This is a genomic window from Dethiosulfovibrio peptidovorans (assembly GCA_002748665.1).
GTDB classification, from domain to species: Bacteria; Synergistota; Synergistia; order Synergistales; family Dethiosulfovibrionaceae; genus Dethiosulfovibrio; species Dethiosulfovibrio peptidovorans_A.
In genome coordinates, this window is the sequence record PDTB01000015.1 from 205012 (window position 1) to 221428 (window position 16417).

15 protein-coding genes and 1 pseudogene are annotated in these 16417 nt (G+C 47.2%); all 16 read right to left on the reverse strand.

The genetic code is table 11. The features are described 5' to 3' along the window. Positions 1-19 precede the first annotated feature (19 nt). The 16 genes and pseudogenes from CSA35_02295 to CSA35_02370 all read right to left on the reverse strand — a co-directional run bounded on the left by CSA35_02295 (position 20) and on the right by CSA35_02370 (position 16406). On the reverse strand, positions 20-1162 hold the full coding sequence (locus tag CSA35_02295) for a hypothetical protein (GenBank protein ID PIE55284.1): 1143 nt from the start codon (positions 1160-1162) through the stop codon (positions 20-22). A gap of 32 nt (positions 1163-1194) precedes the next feature. Next, positions 1195-2442: a hypothetical protein gene (locus tag CSA35_02300; GenBank protein ID PIE55285.1), complete on the reverse strand. Its 1248-nt coding sequence runs from the start codon at positions 2440-2442 to the stop codon at positions 1195-1197. Beyond that, a complete protein-coding gene (locus tag CSA35_02305; protein ID PIE55286.1) occupies positions 2406-3374 on the reverse strand; it encodes a nucleotide sugar epimerase in 969 nt (322 codons plus the stop codon). Before CSA35_02305 ends, CSA35_02300 begins: the two co-directional genes overlap by 37 nt. Beyond that, the gene (locus CSA35_02310) at positions 3356-4552 is read right to left on the reverse strand and encodes a UDP-N-acetyl-D-mannosamine dehydrogenase (protein PIE55287.1); all 1197 of its coding nucleotides are present in this window, start codon (positions 4550-4552) and stop codon (positions 3356-3358) included. The genes CSA35_02305 and CSA35_02310 overlap by 19 nt, the downstream gene beginning before the upstream one ends. 99 nt (positions 4553-4651) lie before the next feature. Further along, complete coding sequence (locus tag CSA35_02315) at positions 4652-6226, reverse strand: hypothetical protein (protein PIE55288.1); 1575 nt, start codon at positions 6224-6226, stop codon at positions 4652-4654. Then, positions 6223-6732: a hypothetical protein gene (locus CSA35_02320; GenBank protein PIE55289.1), complete on the reverse strand. Its 510-nt coding sequence runs from the start codon at positions 6730-6732 to the stop codon at positions 6223-6225. Before CSA35_02320 ends, CSA35_02315 begins: the two co-directional genes overlap by 4 nt. Before the next feature lie 160 nt (positions 6733-6892). Beyond that, positions 6893-7909: a hypothetical protein gene (locus CSA35_02325; GenBank protein PIE55290.1), complete on the reverse strand. Its 1017-nt coding sequence runs from the start codon at positions 7907-7909 to the stop codon at positions 6893-6895. Positions 7910-7946: 37 nt separating this feature from the next. Continuing rightward, positions 7947-8780: a cephalosporin hydroxylase gene (locus CSA35_02330; protein PIE55291.1), complete on the reverse strand. Its 834-nt coding sequence runs from the start codon at positions 8778-8780 to the stop codon at positions 7947-7949. A 55-nt stretch (positions 8781-8835) separates the two neighbouring features. After that, positions 8836-9859: pseudogene (locus tag CSA35_02335) on the reverse strand (methyltransferase). Further along, complete coding sequence (locus CSA35_02340) at positions 9859-10701, reverse strand: epimerase (GenBank protein ID PIE55292.1); 843 nt, start codon at positions 10699-10701, stop codon at positions 9859-9861. The pseudogene CSA35_02335 and the gene CSA35_02340 overlap by 1 nt, the downstream one beginning before the upstream one ends. Further along, entirely contained in the window at positions 10698-11933 is a 1236-nt protein-coding gene (locus tag CSA35_02345) for an SAM-dependent methyltransferase (protein PIE55293.1), read from the reverse strand. The genes CSA35_02340 and CSA35_02345 overlap by 4 nt, the downstream gene beginning before the upstream one ends. Next, complete coding sequence (locus CSA35_02350) at positions 11930-12481, reverse strand: dTDP-4-dehydrorhamnose 3,5-epimerase (GenBank protein PIE55346.1); 552 nt, start codon at positions 12479-12481, stop codon at positions 11930-11932. Before CSA35_02350 ends, CSA35_02345 begins: the two co-directional genes overlap by 4 nt. Further along, the gene (gene rfbG / locus CSA35_02355; protein PIE55294.1) at positions 12457-13599 is read right to left on the reverse strand and encodes a CDP-glucose 4,6-dehydratase; all 1143 of its coding nucleotides are present in this window, start codon (positions 13597-13599) and stop codon (positions 12457-12459) included. Before rfbG ends, CSA35_02350 begins: the two co-directional genes overlap by 25 nt. Next, complete coding sequence (gene rfbF, locus CSA35_02360) at positions 13560-14333, reverse strand: glucose-1-phosphate cytidylyltransferase (protein PIE55295.1); 774 nt, start codon at positions 14331-14333, stop codon at positions 13560-13562. The genes rfbG and rfbF overlap by 40 nt, the downstream gene beginning before the upstream one ends. A 38-nt stretch (positions 14334-14371) precedes the next feature. Continuing rightward, complete coding sequence (locus CSA35_02365; GenBank protein ID PIE55296.1) at positions 14372-15349, reverse strand: hypothetical protein; 978 nt, start codon at positions 15347-15349, stop codon at positions 14372-14374. Positions 15350-15371: 22 nt separating this feature from the next. Then, positions 15372-16406, reverse strand: a complete 1035-nt coding sequence (locus tag CSA35_02370) for an oxidoreductase (protein ID PIE55297.1) — start codon at positions 16404-16406, stop codon at positions 15372-15374. Between the last annotated feature and the right edge of the window lie 11 nt (positions 16407-16417).

Here is a 16417-nt window from a genome sequence, read left to right on the forward strand (position 1 = left end):
AAAGGCCCCACGCAATTGACTACCTTAGAACCTTGTTTTTTAAAAGCCCGCGATAGAGCTCCGCCTCTTTTCTCTCCATAACTTCTCCTCGAATGGGCCAATACCTGGCCCAAGCCCGTTCTCCCATGTTTCGACAAAGAGCAGGATCTTTAGCGAGTTTCCGAAAAGCCTTTTGAAAAGATTCGGGAGTGTCATCGACTAAAAGGCAATCCTTTCCGATAACCTCGGGAACCGTTTCCCACAAAGGACGGGCAAGAACCAAAGGTAGTTTGCATGCCATGGCCTCAAGCATAGGGATACTTACCCCTCCGTACAACATCGACATGGCAAAAACATGAGCCTTTTGATACCAGGAATAAATATCTCTATTCGGGACCGAAGGTATAAAATCCACCTGGCTCATAACCCGGTGTTTTTTTGCCAAAACCTGAGAGGCCTCGGTCAACGGACCTTGTCCTATCAAAATCAACCTGAATGAGGTTCCGCAAATAGCACGTATGAGATTGCGGGGATCCTTCCCCAGAATATGCCGTCCAACGCTTATTATCGTAAATTCTTTATTTTTAGACCCTTGTGTTTCACTCGGGGCATAAACGCGATTATAAATCACCTCGCGACGACGGTAGGGAAGGCCATGAAAGTATCGAAGGGGAAATTTATAGGCTCCAATCACGACATCCGCCTCAGAGTAACTCTGACGCTCAGTATATACGCGAAAAATAGCCGAATAGACCAAACTTTTGACGCAAGACCACCCCTCCACCTGAAACAAGCGCTTCCGTGAAAAATCCCCATGCAAAGAAATCACCGAGGGGACCCCTAATACCCTGGCGGAAAGCGTTGCAAAAAGACCCTCAAAACGAGGATTATAAGCTCGGATGACGTCAGGAGATAACGACTGGACAATATGAAGAACCCTGTTCACCTGTCGAGGTATTGTACAGAGCCTTTTTATAGTTTTCATACTCCCGATAGGTACGACACGCAATTCTGCATCACCGACAATCCCTTGGACTTCTTCGGGATCAATATCATGATCACAGGGAGTGCATATTGTCACCTTATCAAAACAACTTTCAGGGTTAAAATACCTCTCCTTTATCTCTCCCTTTGCAACATAGGCACTCAAGGGATCGTTTGAAAAAACAAGCAGATGAGACATTACATTCCCCTCCTCTACGCCCCTCGATGTCTTTACGATGTTTTCAGAGCCTCATCAAGTACGCATTTCCACTGTGCTCCTACCGTTTCAGGACTGAAGACCTCAGGAGGCGTCGTTCTCCCTGAAAACGAGAACTCGCCTCGGGCAATCTTTTTAAGGACATTTTGAATTTGGCCGTCATCGTCGGTATCGATCAAACACACGTGATCCAAGCCCTCCAAAGCATCCCAACTTGCCCCTCCTCTTGGGGTAAGGGCAAGAATAGGTTTGCCTAACGCCAAATAATCCACCAGCTTGGAGGGCAAGAACATACTCTCCGCCAAGGGTGCATCGATTAAAAGCAGCATGTCCGATTGACGAAGCAAAGCCTGAGTTTCAGCATAACTTTTTTGGCCCAACACCGCCACCGACGAGTCCAGGCTCTCGGCCTCAGCCCGCCATTGAGCAGGGAACTTCCCTATAAACTGAACACACAGGGCTGCACGAACCTGTGGAGAAAGAGCATTCAAAGCCCTTAATATGGGTTGAGGAGTTCGCTTACCGTAAAAGTTACCTCCATAGGTCAACGTCAAAGGTGAGTCAGGGGCTCGTGCCGTCTGATGAGCCTCACCTTCCAACCATGTATGGTCATACGAATGCGGAATGACGTGGATCTTCCCCTGGACGGCAGAACCATAGCGCTGGAGAAAATCGTTCTTGACGCTTTTGGTATTGACGATCATCCGGTCCACCGTATGGACTACTTCTTGCTCCCATATCGTGCATTTCTGCGGCATGTGATCGACATAAGGATTTGCCACCCAGGGATCGCCAAAGTAGGCAACCCAGGGTATGCGGGAATATCGACGCTTGAGCGCACATCCTATGAGGTGACTGGAATGGGGCTGTCCCCAGGTGACAAAAACCTCAAATTTCTCTCGCTGCATGAGTTTTGCACCTCTGGAGATGCCAAAAGGCACCCAGCCCAGACGGGGATCCGGCATGAGACGCAACCGAGGAAAGAGTGCATACAGAGGAATCAGTCCATATTCTCCTGAAAGTGCATACTCTACTTGGGGAGGATGGGGTAAGGTCTCTAAAGCCAATGTCTTTCCGTAGTCCTTCGGCCCGTAGGAAAAGCGTGGACATACGGTCAGAAGATTCCATAAAACATCATGTACTCCAGTAGCATAGAGCATCCGTCGCATCAGCATGGACTCAGGGCTCAGAAGGGGGGGTGCCCAGTAGGCAATAAGAAGAGCTTTCAACGCAAGAAGGCCTCCTGTTCGGTCAAAATCCATCGATAGGTTTGGTTCAGGCCATCGTCAAGTGTTGTGGACGGTGTATAGCCCAGCAAAGAAGCCATTTTTTTAACGTTGGCCCGACGATGGGGTATCCCATCCCAGCCCCTGCGAGGTTTATATTCTATTCCCGCAGAGTTTTTTGTTAATGCGTTTATTTTCTGCGCAAGGGTCAGGATCTCCGTCGGCCTGCCTCCGCCGATATTCAGGACTTCGCCAGGATCAAGGGGCTGTACGCCTGCCCGGATCGTCGCTTCGACAGTGTCGCTCACATAGGTAAAATCTCTGGTTTCCTCTCCGGTTCCAGTGATGACGAGTGCTTGCCCCCGAAGAGCTCGAGCAAAGAAGTTGGGAATTACGTTTCTATACGGACCGGGGAGATCTCCAGGACCATAGCTATTGAAATAGCGAAGGCTTACCGTCCCCAGTCCATAATGATGCCCAAAAAAACGAACGTACCGTTCTCCTGCCATTTTACTGATGGCATACGGTGTATCCAGCTCCATGCCGATGACATCTTCCGTCATCTCAGCAGCAGAACCATAAACACAGGACGACGAAGCGTAGACAAAACGTTGTACACCACTTTTCAGGGCTCTTTCCAGAAGCATCAAGGTCCCCCTGGTGTTCGTATCCAGGTCAGCCAGGGGATGCTCCACCGAATTCTGGTTGGCAAAATGAGCCGCCAAGTGGAAAATCACCTGCGGCTTTTGATCGAAAATCTCGTCTAACAGGGCTTCGTCCGTGATAGATCCCTTCCAGAAGAAAGGTATTCCCGAGGGCAGGTTCTCTCGTCGCCCGGAAGAGAGGTCATCAACAACCAAAACGTCCCAACCGTCACGTACAAGCCGCGCTACAAGAGTTCCTCCAATAGCGCCGGCACCACCGGTGACAAGGGCTTTTCTAAGATGTGTCACACCACACCCACACAGTCAAAGACAGTTTTATTTCCAGGGATTTGAAGCCCTTGAAACTCTTTATGCCCTACAAGAACAAGCAAAAAATCACTTCGCTCTACAACGTCCTCCAAAGAAAGAAGGGAAAGCCCCTCCACTTCGCTGAGGTTCGGCTCACAACAATGTACGACAAACCCCTTTTGTACTAACGTCTGAGCAATCTCCAAAGCTGGAGACTCCCTCGTGTCCTCCACATTGGGCTTATACGTGAGACCAAGACACCCTATCGAACGAGGTTTGGGCAGCCATTGGCAAATTCGATCCACAACCCAGCTTGCCTTAGCCTCATTCACCTCTCTGGCCGTTCGAATGAGGGGCGTCATAGCCGGATCTTTAGCCACAAGAAACCAAGGATCCACCGCAATACAATGCCCCCCAACCCCAGGACCAGGCGAGAGAATATTGACTCTGGGATGGCGGTTAGCATGCCGAATCAACTCCCGCTCGTCCACACCATGGCGATGACAAAGCATAGAAATTTCATTGGCAAAGGCTATATTTACATCTCGATAAGCGTTTTCGACAAGTTTACACATCTCAGCCGTTCGACAGTCCGTAAGCACCAGCTCTCCCTGAACAAAGGTGCCATAGAGTTCGGCCGCTTTCTGAGCGCTGACCTCGTTGATACCCCCTAAAACCCGGTCGTTGGAGACTAACTCTTGCACAATCCGCCCCGGAAGCACCCGCTCAGGGCAGTAGGCAAGGTAAAAGTCCTCCCCGGGAACCAAGCCTGTCTCCCTGTGCAGGATAGCCCCTACAACATCCTCCGTCGTCCCCACAGGAGAGGTCGATTCGAGAATAACCAGATTTCCCTTTCGAAGGCAGGGAGCCATGGCCTCAAGAGCCTTTTCGACATAGGATAAATCTGGCTCCTTGTTCTCCTTAAAAGGAGTGGGAACCGCGATCATAAAAACGTCGGCCTCCCTCGGAGCACTTCCGGCGACCAAATTTCCCGAAGCTACTGCACCTTTGATAAGAGTGCTCAGATCGGGCTCGTTAAGATAGCCCTCCCCACTGTTGACAGAATCGATTACAAAACGATTTACTTCCACTCCATGAACCAAATTTCCCACTGTGGCAAGCAGGCTCGCTGTCGGTAAACCAATATACCCCAACCCTGTAATACACACAGAAAAAGATTTTTTATTCTTCAAATTAAATCACATCCTCTAAAAATCTTCCATTAAGAACTCCCACCACATTTAATATACAACCTACACAACCTCCATGCCCCTGACAACACCAATGATCGCCTACCAAAACAACATTCTTCTGCAGACCCTGGATAGAATATCCTCTGGGCTCCATCCTGTGGGAATTTCCGTCCGAAGTGCAAAAAAACGGTATAAAACATAACCTGAGAGAAAAAGCACGACCACCGTGATACAGGCTGCAACCGAAGAGGAGAGAGGCAGACTTTGGCGAACCACCCAGCCGACACTTCCTGTCGCCCAACTCCACACCAATAGTTTATAGACATACCCTCCAACTCGTCGAAGAGACCAGGAAAATCGCCACCTGACGTACATATACGCCAGAACAGCCCCCACATACGTAGCCACCGTCGTGGCAAACAAAAGGCCGTTCAACCCCCACCCCTCCACGAGAAGCCAATCAAGCAGGCCGTTCAGAGTCAGCGTACACGCTGAAAAAATCATACTTACATGAGACGCACCAGAGGCAAGGATCATGTGACTTAAAATACTCCCCAAACAAATAGCCGGTGCCTGAAAAGCGAGTATTCGGGCTCCTTGATATGTTCGCACCGCATCGTGAAAAGTAAATTGACCATGCACAAAGACGAGCCCAACGACATCGGGCAAAAGAACAACGAAGCCGACGGTAAAGGTGACAAAAAGCCAAAGCGTCGCTCGAATCGCTTTCTCCATATCCGATTGCAAAGCTACCATATCATCCTTGGCATAGTGAACGGAAAAACGGGTCAAAAGCGGTGCGAGGGGTTCATTCAAAAGGGCCGTAAGGCCCCAAAGAACAGTGGCATAGTTCATACAGGCCAGAGAGCCAACCGACAACAACGAGGCAAAATAACGATCAACGATCTGATAAATGACGGATTGCCCACACATAAGCACGCCAGGAGTACCACGGACTGCAAAAGAACGCCATACAGCAAAGCCTTCAAACAACCCTTTACGTACAACTGGACGACGTTCTGGAGAAAGGACGAAAAAAGCCACCGATGCAAGTAAAAGAAAGGTTACCAACTGCCCAAGGGAAAGACCTAAAGGCCATGCTAAAAGGCCCATCCACGAAGCCCCCAGCAAAAGCACACAGACAAGCACAAAAGTTTGAAGAGCCCATCCAACTCGGGCTAACAGCTGCAGATCAAGCGCCTGAAAATAAGATTCAAGAACAAAAGAAAGAATCCGAAAAGCACCGAAGCCCCATAAAAACCCCATAAGCCCTAAAGCCACCTCAAGAGCTTCAGAAGAGGCTCCGGGGAAAAAAATCGAGATGAAAAAAGTTTTTTTAAACAGAACAAGAGCAGGAATACACAGGGCCCCTAAAACCCCTAAAAGCAAAAGTCTTCCCACAAAGTTACTTAACGCCGCCTCTCCTTTTTTGCTACAAAACCCCACCAAAAAAGGGACAGAATACGACAAAAACCCCTGCACCCAAATCGTACAAAGATGCATGATTGTAAACGACATAATATATCCATCGACCAGAACACTAGCCCCCCAAAGATGGGAGACTATAACTTCCTTTAAAAAGCCAAGCCCTTTTGAAAAAAAAGCCAGAAAAATCAACGCAAACGACGTAAAAAACGGAGTATGTTTCGTGACAAAGAACGAAAGCCACCTCACGAAAAGAGATCCTTTCGCATCACATATTTTGACATCTCCCAAAGAGAATGCACATAAAAACCGCACTTTTTATACAACTCGAGAGCTGGCAAATTGTCCTTATGAACCAAAAGCTGAATAAAAGGCTCCTTTCGAGAGCAAGCTTCATAAACACCAGCCTGAATCAAGCTTTTGCCATACCCTCTTCCCCTCCATTGAGGCAAAATAATTATGTTGGAAACCTCGTATGAAGACAAGAGACGCAAAAAACGAAAACCCCTCACAAGCCAATGCGGAACAGGCCCCCACTTTCGCCCTATTTTTCCTAGAAAAATATTCAGATAAAACGGTCGAAAATACGAACAACAAATATGTCCTACGATCCTACCATTCTTCATCTTTACACAAAAATTCCCTTGAGCATCACGCGAAAAAAACACATCGGCCAAGATAGGATCAAACCCAAGCTCTTTATACAGAACCCGGAGACGAGGCAGATCTCTTCGGGTAACTCTGCGCAGAAACACGTTTTATCCTCTTTCGGACAACAACGAGAAATGAACGTGAGCATCTTCACAAAAAGAGAGGGGTCTTTTATTAAAAAATCTGCCAAAGGCTCTCGATAAACCGGTCAATTCGTTATAGAAGTGCCGAAATAAAAAAACGCTTTCTACAACCACATAAGCACTATCCACGCACTTTTTTCCTCCAATCCGCAACAAACTTGGCCACTCTGCCCAAACCAGTGAAAGTATTCAAAATCCGATAACGTATCAACTCCCCTCCAAATTTCATTTTAAATCCTCTGATATTTTTATCCTTCTCCATTTCTGGAAAGGGATTAACTCCAGCAAGATCAAAAAGAGCGATTTTTCTCTGTATCAACCATTCAAGCATATAGATTTTCAAGCGGTACCCCGCGTAGGGATCATGACGAGAAGATTTTTTAATAATAGCAGCCTCTTTAGCTAAAGACTCAGAACAAAAAATTGTAGATGACGCTATGAGCTCATTTTTGCTTTTTATACCAAAAACGTACATAGCATTGTGTTTTCGCCCTTCAGACAGAATCTTTTGCCAATCCAGCCCTGAGTAGGCATCATACCCCTTTTCTTTTCTAAAGAAATCTACATATTCCTTAACACCTAAAGAATCTTCCGGATCTACACAGAAACACTCATAGCCATTTTCTCGCAAGGATCTCCTAACATCTCTCCTGCCATTCTTCGGCATCTCGCTTATTACATCATCTATACTCTTATCAAGCAGATGTATACATACAGTCTCCCAACATTTACCAGGAGAACCCATATCACAAGAAAGTCGAGCTCTTGGATCAAGATAATTTGGAACTCCGTGAAGAAGATATACGTTTTTCCAGGGCAGATTGCCAACAAGAAAACTTAATATAGAATCATAGCTTAGACCAAGCGTCTCTTTTGGAACACATGGAGAATCTAAAAGTGAAACGCGATTAATTGAAAAAATTTTTTTACACATAAAAACAGCCAAACCCAACGGGTAGGACTTTTTTCTTATTTCAACGAGACAAAGAGAGCCTCCTTGTGCAATAGCAATTTTTTCCCAAAAAAGAAGCTGCTGTGCACCCCCTAAAATAATATTCGGAGCGACAAACGAGTCACCATGGTACGTTTTTAAAAAATAGGGGATATCAACAAATCGCAAAGAGAGATCGTTGTTCACAGTAAAACACCTTCATCTAGAAAAAGTTCGTATAAAATCAAGGGCTTAGGGGACACTCTCTTAACCTTTTTAAATACCCTTCAGGCGCAGCAGTAATTAATATCTTGCTTTCAATATTCGTGTCAACCTCAAAATGCAAAGGTTTTCCATCCCGAGCTCTTCGCCCTTCCCCTTCACAGAGACGAAGATATTCACGAACCGCTGTTTTTGGGTTATTACCAACACCCCAGGGACGATCAGGAAATGTCGAATCAGGCAGGTCTTCTATGAGAGTATCAAATACAACGCAATAGCTTCCCTGCGAAACCAAAGGTGCGTACGCTTCCAGCTCAGCCAAAACATGGTCATGGGTATGGTTTGAATCCAACAGTACAAGGATTTTCTCATACCCCTGCACTCGATCATAGATCTGGCTTATAATCTCATCATCAATACTGTTGCCCTCTACCATATCAAGCTTATGAAACAAAGGATGAGCTTCAAGAGCGGCTTTGTTGTGAGGACGAATTTCAATATCAAGCCCAACAACTTTTCGACGACTCTTTTGGACGTCAAAATCCTCCCCCGCATCAGCCGCATCGCAGTAATCCAATAAAGCGAGCATAGCGGCACTCATGATAAGAGAGCCACCATGAGCTATCCCGGTCTCTACGATGCAATCAGGCCGAATTGACCAGATGAGTTCCTGTACAGCAATCATATCCTGAGGATATTGGATAATGGGGCGGCCTAGAGAGAAGAAGTTATACGAATACTTTGCGCAGATCGACTCCTCAAGAAAGCACTTCGCCCGACTGCGGAGCTTATCGTTGTCTCTGCTTTCACCAATTCGCTGGGCAACCTCTGTATTGAAATCATGATGATTGTTCATGATCATCCACCTTCCATAATCTGCATCCTGATGCCGCCCGACCAAGGGAGGCTACAATCTCATCTACATAGTTAGAATTCATCACAAATAAATTAAAAAAACCATCAAGCAATGGCAGAACAGCACCCGGGGATTCTATTTTTATGCCTGTTCCAGGGACAAACATACCCTGTTTCGATGGGTTGATATCAATAAGGTGGTCTATTTTTGCTCCCATACGTTCCATTAAAAGAGAGAATATGACACCCTTGCTGGCCCCCCCCCCAAACAACTGAAGGGTTGCACCGCCCCCTCTTAATCAATTCTCCAAAAAAATTTATGTTTTTCGTAAAGTTCTTGGGCATACAAACAGGCTCCCACACAAAAGGTTGCTGTTTCAGTGACCCTAAATCCGCTACAACATATAGATACTGGCCCTCAAAAAATGTCCCCATCTCGTAGATCCTGTCAAAGGCATTTGAGAAGTCAGAAAGCCTGAAGTAATTCACGTGTTCATAGAAAATATCAAACCAGGCCCGATGCTCACAGATCCAATCAAAACACGGCACTTCTATGTAAATCTTCATCTCTACACCTGGACTCGACAAAGATGCCAAGAAATCAAAGGGGTGGTGCAGGTGCTCCAAGACATGCCTGAGAATTAGGCTATCCCCAAAAGAGTCAAAACATGGCTCGTAATATTCTTTACGAATAGAGGGATTTTCTCCCTCATAGGCTGGATCAAAACCTACCGCCCGCCCGGTGGTAGATTTTTGCAACATCTCAAAAAAGAAACCTTTGCCACAACCGATCTCAACGATTCTCTTTTTGCTGTCAAAATGCCGTTTGACAATGCCAAGCACGCTTTCAAGATGAGCCAAAAACTTTTGCGAGTGGCCTTGCTCGTTCTGGTAAGAACTATCGTACACAACACGTCCGGGATCAAACAGTACATTTGTAACAACCCCCGTATCCGTATCCTGAGCGAGGGCGATCTCCCCCTTGGGGCAGTGGATCGCAGCGTCACGAGTCGCGTACATTTTATTTTGAAAGACAGGGAACTGTTCAGCTCTATACAAAATCCTATCTTCATCTATCATTATATATCCTCCTCGTAACGCCGTAACTTGGTAACATCCCCCCAAAAGGCCATAGGTTCGTAATCCGGGTATGGGTAATAGCCTAAATTCAGGTTTATAGCCCAACCATTCTCCTGTATCCACCTCTCCACAAGAGAACGGATGGAAACAGGCATACCGGAGGCAAGGTTGACAACACCGAGAGACGCTCTGTGGAGAGCAAAGGAAACAAGATACGACGCTACATCCTGAACCGACAAATAGTCTCTAAGCTGTTCCCCGGCAGACATGTTAAAAACTCGGTCGCCATCTTGAGTGGCTTGCCTCAGCTGAGAATAGAGTGTTTTCGAAGGCTGCCCCTCTCCAAAGAGGTAAAAAAGCCGCGCCCAAGTGAATCCAAAAGCCCGCTCTGCCTGCAGAAACTCAAGCTGCTTCCGCAAAGCGTCCTTTGCGTAGCCATAGGGCGTATGGGGTCTCGTGTCCAGATCCTCACGTAAAGGCCCTGATACGAGGCCATACTCAAAACACGTCCCGACAACCACAAGAGACGAAAGCCCTCCTTCAACCATCCCCTTCAAGAAAGCATACTGATGTGGCAGCTCATGTTCAATATGATGCAAAGACTTGTAGTTTGGCAAGCCTCCCCAAGCCAAATGCAACAAGACATCAGGCTCACCCAAAGCACAAAAAAGAGAGCCCGGCTCTGCATCATAGATATCCATAGCCCGTGCCGCAATATGTGGTCCCTCAGGCAAACGTCTTTTTTCATGGCCAACGGCGATGATATCGACATCATACCGCCCGAGCTCTAAGACCACATGACGCCCAATAAACCCCGATGCCCCAGTGACTGCAACTTTCATTGAAGAGGCTCAATTCTTTTCAACTCAGGCACAACAGTAACAAAACGCCCTCCCCATTCCCCAACGTAGCAATGCCTCTGCACGACTTCATCAACGATATTCCAAGGAAACACAATAACCGTCTGAGGTTTACGCTCTCGCAACTTCTCTGGAGACACAATAGGGATACGACTTCCAGGTAAAAACTTCCCCTGTTTTGAAGGAGCGCCGTCACAGACGTAGGGCAACAGATCCGAGCGAATACCAGAATAATTTAAAAGCGTATTGCCCTTTGCCGCAGCTCCGTATGCTGCCACGCTACGCTTGAGGCGTTTTTGCTCGATAAGATACATGACAAATTTATTTTTGATACTTTCCGCCTTTTCCTGGAAATTTTTATAGACATCAATCCCCCAAAGACCAAAGCGCTTTTCTTCCTCAAGCAACGCCTGTACTGAAGGAGATTCACGACGCCCGTCATTCTCGTGACAAGCGTATATTCGCAAACTGCCTCCATGTGTGGACAAGCTCTCCACGTGGAAAACCCTCAAGCCCGATTTTTCAAAGATACGGCGAACAGTCCCCAAAGAAAGATACGAAAAATGCTCGTGATAGATCGTGTCGAACTGCATGTGCCGGATCAGTTCAAGCAGGTGAGGGAACTCCATTGTGATGCTACCTGCGGGCTTGAGAACTACCTTAAGGCCCTTGACAAAATCATTGATGTCGGGCACGTGCGCCAGGACATTGTTACCCACCAAAAGATCCGCCATTCTCCCCTCAGCCGCCAATTCCTGCGCAAGCCCCGACCCGAAAAACTTCTGCACCACAGGGATACCGAGCCTCTCAGCCGCTCTCGCTGTGTCGGATGCGGGCTCGATACCAAGGCATGGAATCCCCCTCTCAACAAAATTTCTCAGTAGATATCCGTCGTTCGACGCAATCTCGATCACAAAGCTTGATCGGTCCAACGAAAGCTTCTTCGTGATATCTTCCGCATAGAGGGCTGCATGCCGAAGCCAGCTGCTCGAGACAGATGAAAAGTAGGCGTAGTCGGACCGGAAGAGCTGATTCGCCGCAGCAAAGTCCTCGGTTTGCACCAGCCAGCATTTATTACACACGAAAACTCTAAGAGGGAAATACACTTCAGGATTGTGAAGATCGTCTTTTTTAAGGTACGAGTTAGATGGCGGTGCACAACCAAGGTCTATAAACACATGTTTCAAAACCCTTCCACAATGTCGACACTTCATAGCAGAATCCCATTATAATTAAAATCTAAAAAAGACAGCTCTTTATCGCGGTCTGACCTGTCTGAAAGTTCCAAAGGCCATGTGATACCGATTATCTTATCCATCACATTTACCCCTCCTTCACTGTCGGGGCAATAGGGCGCCGTGTGAAGATAAAATAACTCACTTTCTGGTTCTAAAACCTGAAAACCATGAGCACACCCCTCAGGGATGACCAGCATTTTTTTAGACTCAGGCGCTAGCTCCTCCCCGTACCACTGTAAAAACGTAGGCGATCCCTGACGAAGATCGACAGCGACATCAAAGACACGCCCCCTCAGGCAGCGAACGAATTTCATCTCCCCATGAGGGGGATACTGAAAATGCATCCCACGGACAGCCCCAACCTGATCGGTACGGGAGTGATTGATCTGAACAATGTGCTTCTCGCCAAGTAGGGGAGCAAGCTCTTCTGCACAGAAAAAGCGAGCAAAGGCTCCCCGATGGTCTTCAAAGGATTGCGTCTCCACCACGAAAACACCAGCTATAGGCGTTTTGGAAATGTACATTTTTTTGTCCATGATAGTCTTGCAGCCGAGGCATCCGTGACATACGCCTTCAGGTGCTCGTCGCTACGAACGTCTCCCCTTTCCATAAAGCTTCTATACCATGTTGCAGTATAATACATCGATTTTTCGAGCCCCCATACAGGCTTCCATTCAAGCTCTTTCTGAGCCTTTTCGCTATTCAGGGAGAGAAAGGGGGCTTCATGTAGGTTTTTACGGTCAGACACATCACGCCACCGCAATTCGGGATAGTGCGATGCAAAAAGTTCGAGTATATGGGAAACCGTATTGCCACTTCCCTGGGCAGGCCCAAAATTCCAAGCTGTGGCATATTGCTCCCCCCGTTGGAGAAGTTTTTCTCCAAGAAGAAGATAGCCGCTTAGACAGTCAAGTACGTGCTGCCAGGGACGGGTAGCCTGGGGAGATCGAATTTCTAAAAGGTTCTTTTTTTCGATAGATCGCACCGCATCAGGTATGAGACGATCCTGAGACCAGTCTCCGCCACCTATAACATTTCCAGCCCGAGCAGAGGCAATGAAAGTTCTTTTTTCATGAGCAAAGAAAGATTTTCGATAGCTGTCTACAGCAATTTCACAGGCCGCTTTGGATGCGCTGTAGGGGTCATGCCCCCCAAGGGAATCGGCTTCATCATACCCGATAGGTCTTTCCTGCTCTCGGTAAACCTTATCAGTGGTGATGACAAGGACTGCTCGTAGGGATTCACAGAAGCGACAAGCCTCCAAAAGGTTGAGAGTACCCATGAGGTTGCTGTTCCATGTCCCCATGGGGTCCAGATAGGAAGCCCTGACAAGGGGCTGCGCCGCCAGATGAAATATCATCTCCGGTTGTTCTTTCTTCAGGATCTCTGTGATAGATTGCAAGTCGCATATATTCAGACGATATTCCCTAATGCTGTTATGGAGGAGATCCCAATGGTTTGGTTCCGTGGAAGGGTCCAAAGCTAATCCAGCCACATTTCCACCGAGACGTATAAGCCAGTGTACGAGCCAGCTTCCTTTAAAGCCCGTGTGTCCGGTGACAAGAATCTTAGTGTTATCGTAAACCTCACCAAAGAGACGCCTCACTTCCAGAGCCTCCACGGGGCTTTGCCGGAAATCCAGAGTTCTTCAAGCTGATTTTTTTCCCTCAGGGTATCCATGGGTTGCCAAAAACCGGAGTGACAGTAGGCCATAAGCTGATTATCCCGAGCTAGGTGCTCCAGAGGCTCCCGTTCAAGGCTGGTGCCATCCCCTTCAAGATAGTCGAAAACCTCCGGTTCCATAACGAAGAACCCCCCATTGATCCATGTACCGTCTCCTTTGGGCTTCTCCAAGAAGCTACGAACAGAACCACTTTTTTGCAGATCAAGGGAACCGAATCTCCCCGGAGCCTGAACAGCTGTTACGGTAGCAAGTTTGCCGTGATTTTCGTGGAATTTGACCAGAGCACCGATATCAATGTCCGCTACGCCATCTCCGTAGGTGAGGAGAAACGTTGCATTACCAACGAACTCCCGAACCCGCTTCACTCGGCCTCCGGTAAGTGTATGTTCTCCTGTGTCCACCAAGGTTACGCGCCAAGGTTCCGCCGAATTAGAGTGGAACTCCACCTTGTTTCTGCAGAGATCCACGGTGATGTTAGACATGTGCATACAATAGTTTACGAAGTATTCCTTGATGATATATCCTTTATATCCAAGACATATGACAAAGTCATTGAAGCCAAAAAAAGAGTAGAGTTTCATGATGTGCCAGAGGATGGGCGAACCTCCGATTTCAACCATAGGTTTGGGTTTGAGCACAGTTTCTTCACTTAGCCGGGTGCCAAGGCCTCCGGCAAGAATGATAGTTTTCATGGATCCTCCCTCTTATTCGTATCCGATAAAAGCTAAACCTATCCCCAAAGAGCTCGTACTACGGGCAACACGTCAACGCCAAAGACAGAATGTTTTTTAGATAGCATGCCATATTTTAGAAGTTTTGCATAAGGCAAAAACTTTTTGCCAAGTATCTTTTTTACCAGACTCCGCTGATGATACCGAGCGTTGCATCGGAGAAAAGAGTCCAACATGTTGCTAAAAAGATCTTCCCCGTATTCTCGAAAAATCAATTCTTTCGCCCGGGAAAAGTCTTGTTGTATCAAAGGGTCTTCCATATTTTCCCACGGAATAACGCGCTTTAATTTTTCACCATAGCTCCAAGAGGGTTTCCATAGAAACTCCCGAACATTCCACAAAAAGTCGAGAAAGGCCATCTTCCCCTCTGCAGCCATAACAGTGCCAAAAAAAAGCTCGTACCATTGATAATTCGAAAATTCTACTTCTGCCATAAGACTGTAAAATTTTTTAAGTTTTTGTGATGGATACATGGCGTAAAAGATATCTGCATAGTCACAGAAATAGCTTTGTACTCTCTCTCTCGATGTTGATGCTTCCACCTTTCTAACGACATTGTTGTTAAATGTGTCAAAAAAACGCCCGGGTAATTCTTTGATAAAACAAAGGGACCTTCCCCTTACGGAAACAAAAGAGGGGTTTTTACGTAAGAAGCTTCTTGCTTTTTCTACCCCAGAAAACAATACAAAATCATCGTCAGCACATTGAACTACATAGTCAAAAGCATCCATTTCGTTGGAAATACTTAGCATTTTTTGGGCAAATTCAAGCCCTGGACGGTGAAAATACTTGATGTTAGGGCAAAGATTCTCAGCATTTTTATACTTTTCTCTTGTGGAGTCGACATAAAGTACAGGAATTCCTGTTTGAGCGAAGTACTGTGTCGAAACATCAAGATTTGCATGTCGATTATGCGTAGGAACCAGGACTACACAATCACTAAGGGATTGCTGAGCATGCGGTAACTCGGATTCCATTTTTCACCACTCCTTTTGTTTATCAAATCAAGCACAACGCTCCTAGTTCTCCTGATGAATCATGTGAAGTGTAATACGCTCGTTCCAATATCACTATCGTTTTTCGCCCCTCTCTGGCAGTCACAAAACCATAAGATTGGACAGTACTATTGAGCATCCTCGGCAGATCTTTGTACAAAACATAATGTCCACCACCGTAGACACTTTTGGGATCGTAATTGACCAGTTCTGCATCGTTGTCCATAGGATGGGGTGTGTCAAAAGACCACTGCTCCACTTTGTTCATAGCGACACCGCCGATTTTAGCCGTACCTTTATCGCCCATAATGGTGATGCTACCCTCCAGGTTGTGAGGGTAGGTGAGCACGGAGACGTTGATGTTGCCCACGGCACCATTTCGAAATTTGAGGCCCACGGTGATGGTATCTTCCGCCTCAATACGTCGTCCCAGTGTGGATGAGAAGGCGTGGACGTCCTCAACAGCACCCCCCATCCACTGAACCATATCCACGTAGTGAGCTGCCTGGTTGGCGAGGCAGCCGCCGTCGAATTCCCACGTTCCCCGCCAAGGGGCCATGTCGTAGTATTCCTGTGGTCTGGTCCAGAAAACGTTGGAGGTTATCATGTGAATTCGACCAAATCGGCCTGCCTCCAGAGCTTTACGGAGCAGTACTATGGTGGGGTTGAGGCGGTTTTGCTTGACTTCCATGTAGAGCACCCCAGCATGGTCACATGCGGCGATGGCTTTGTCCACCTCTTTAAGGCTCGTACCCAATGGTTTTTCGGAGAGAACATTCACGCCAGATTCGGCAGCAACTACAGCATGAGCCGGATGAAGCCCCGAGGGAGTGCACAGAGCAACGAGGTCGATTTTTTCGTTTTGCAACATAGTTGAGTAGTCGGTATAAGCGGTACATCCGGCGTCATTAGCCGTCTTTTCGGTCCGCTCTCTGAGGATGTCACAACAGGCGACGAGTTTGAGGTCTTCCACTTTTTTGATAGCGGCCACGTGGCTGGCACTGATCCGGCCGCAACCGAGAATGGCGATGGTGTACATTGAGAGTCTCC

Excerpts from the sequence above, each read along its gene's own strand:
- CSA35_02295 (PIE55284.1), bottom strand. The coding sequence starts at position 1,162 with ATGTCTCATCTGCTTGTTTTTTCAAACGATCCCTTGAGTGCCTATGTT.
- CSA35_02300 (PIE55285.1), bottom strand. The coding sequence starts at position 2,442 with ATGGATTTTGACCGAACAGGAGGCCTTCTTGCGTTGAAAGCTCTTCTT.
- CSA35_02330 (PIE55291.1), bottom strand. The coding sequence starts at position 8,780 with ATGAACAATCATCATGATTTCAATACAGAGGTTGCCCAGCGAATTGGT.
- CSA35_02340 (PIE55292.1), bottom strand. The coding sequence starts at position 10,701 with ATGAAAGTTGCAGTCACTGGGGCATCGGGGTTTATTGGGCGTCATGTG.
- CSA35_02345 (PIE55293.1), bottom strand. The coding sequence starts at position 11,933 with ATGAAGTGTCGACATTGTGGAAGGGTTTTGAAACATGTGTTTATAGAC.
- CSA35_02350 (PIE55346.1), bottom strand. The coding sequence starts at position 12,481 with ATGTACATTTCCAAAACGCCTATAGCTGGTGTTTTCGTGGTGGAGACG.
- rfbF (PIE55295.1), bottom strand. The coding sequence starts at position 14,333 with ATGAAAACTATCATTCTTGCCGGAGGCCTTGGCACCCGGCTAAGTGAA.
- CSA35_02365 (PIE55296.1), bottom strand. The coding sequence starts at position 15,349 with ATGGAATCCGAGTTACCGCATGCTCAGCAATCCCTTAGTGATTGTGTA.
- CSA35_02370 (PIE55297.1), bottom strand. The coding sequence starts at position 16,406 with ATGTACACCATCGCCATTCTCGGTTGCGGCCGGATCAGTGCCAGCCAC.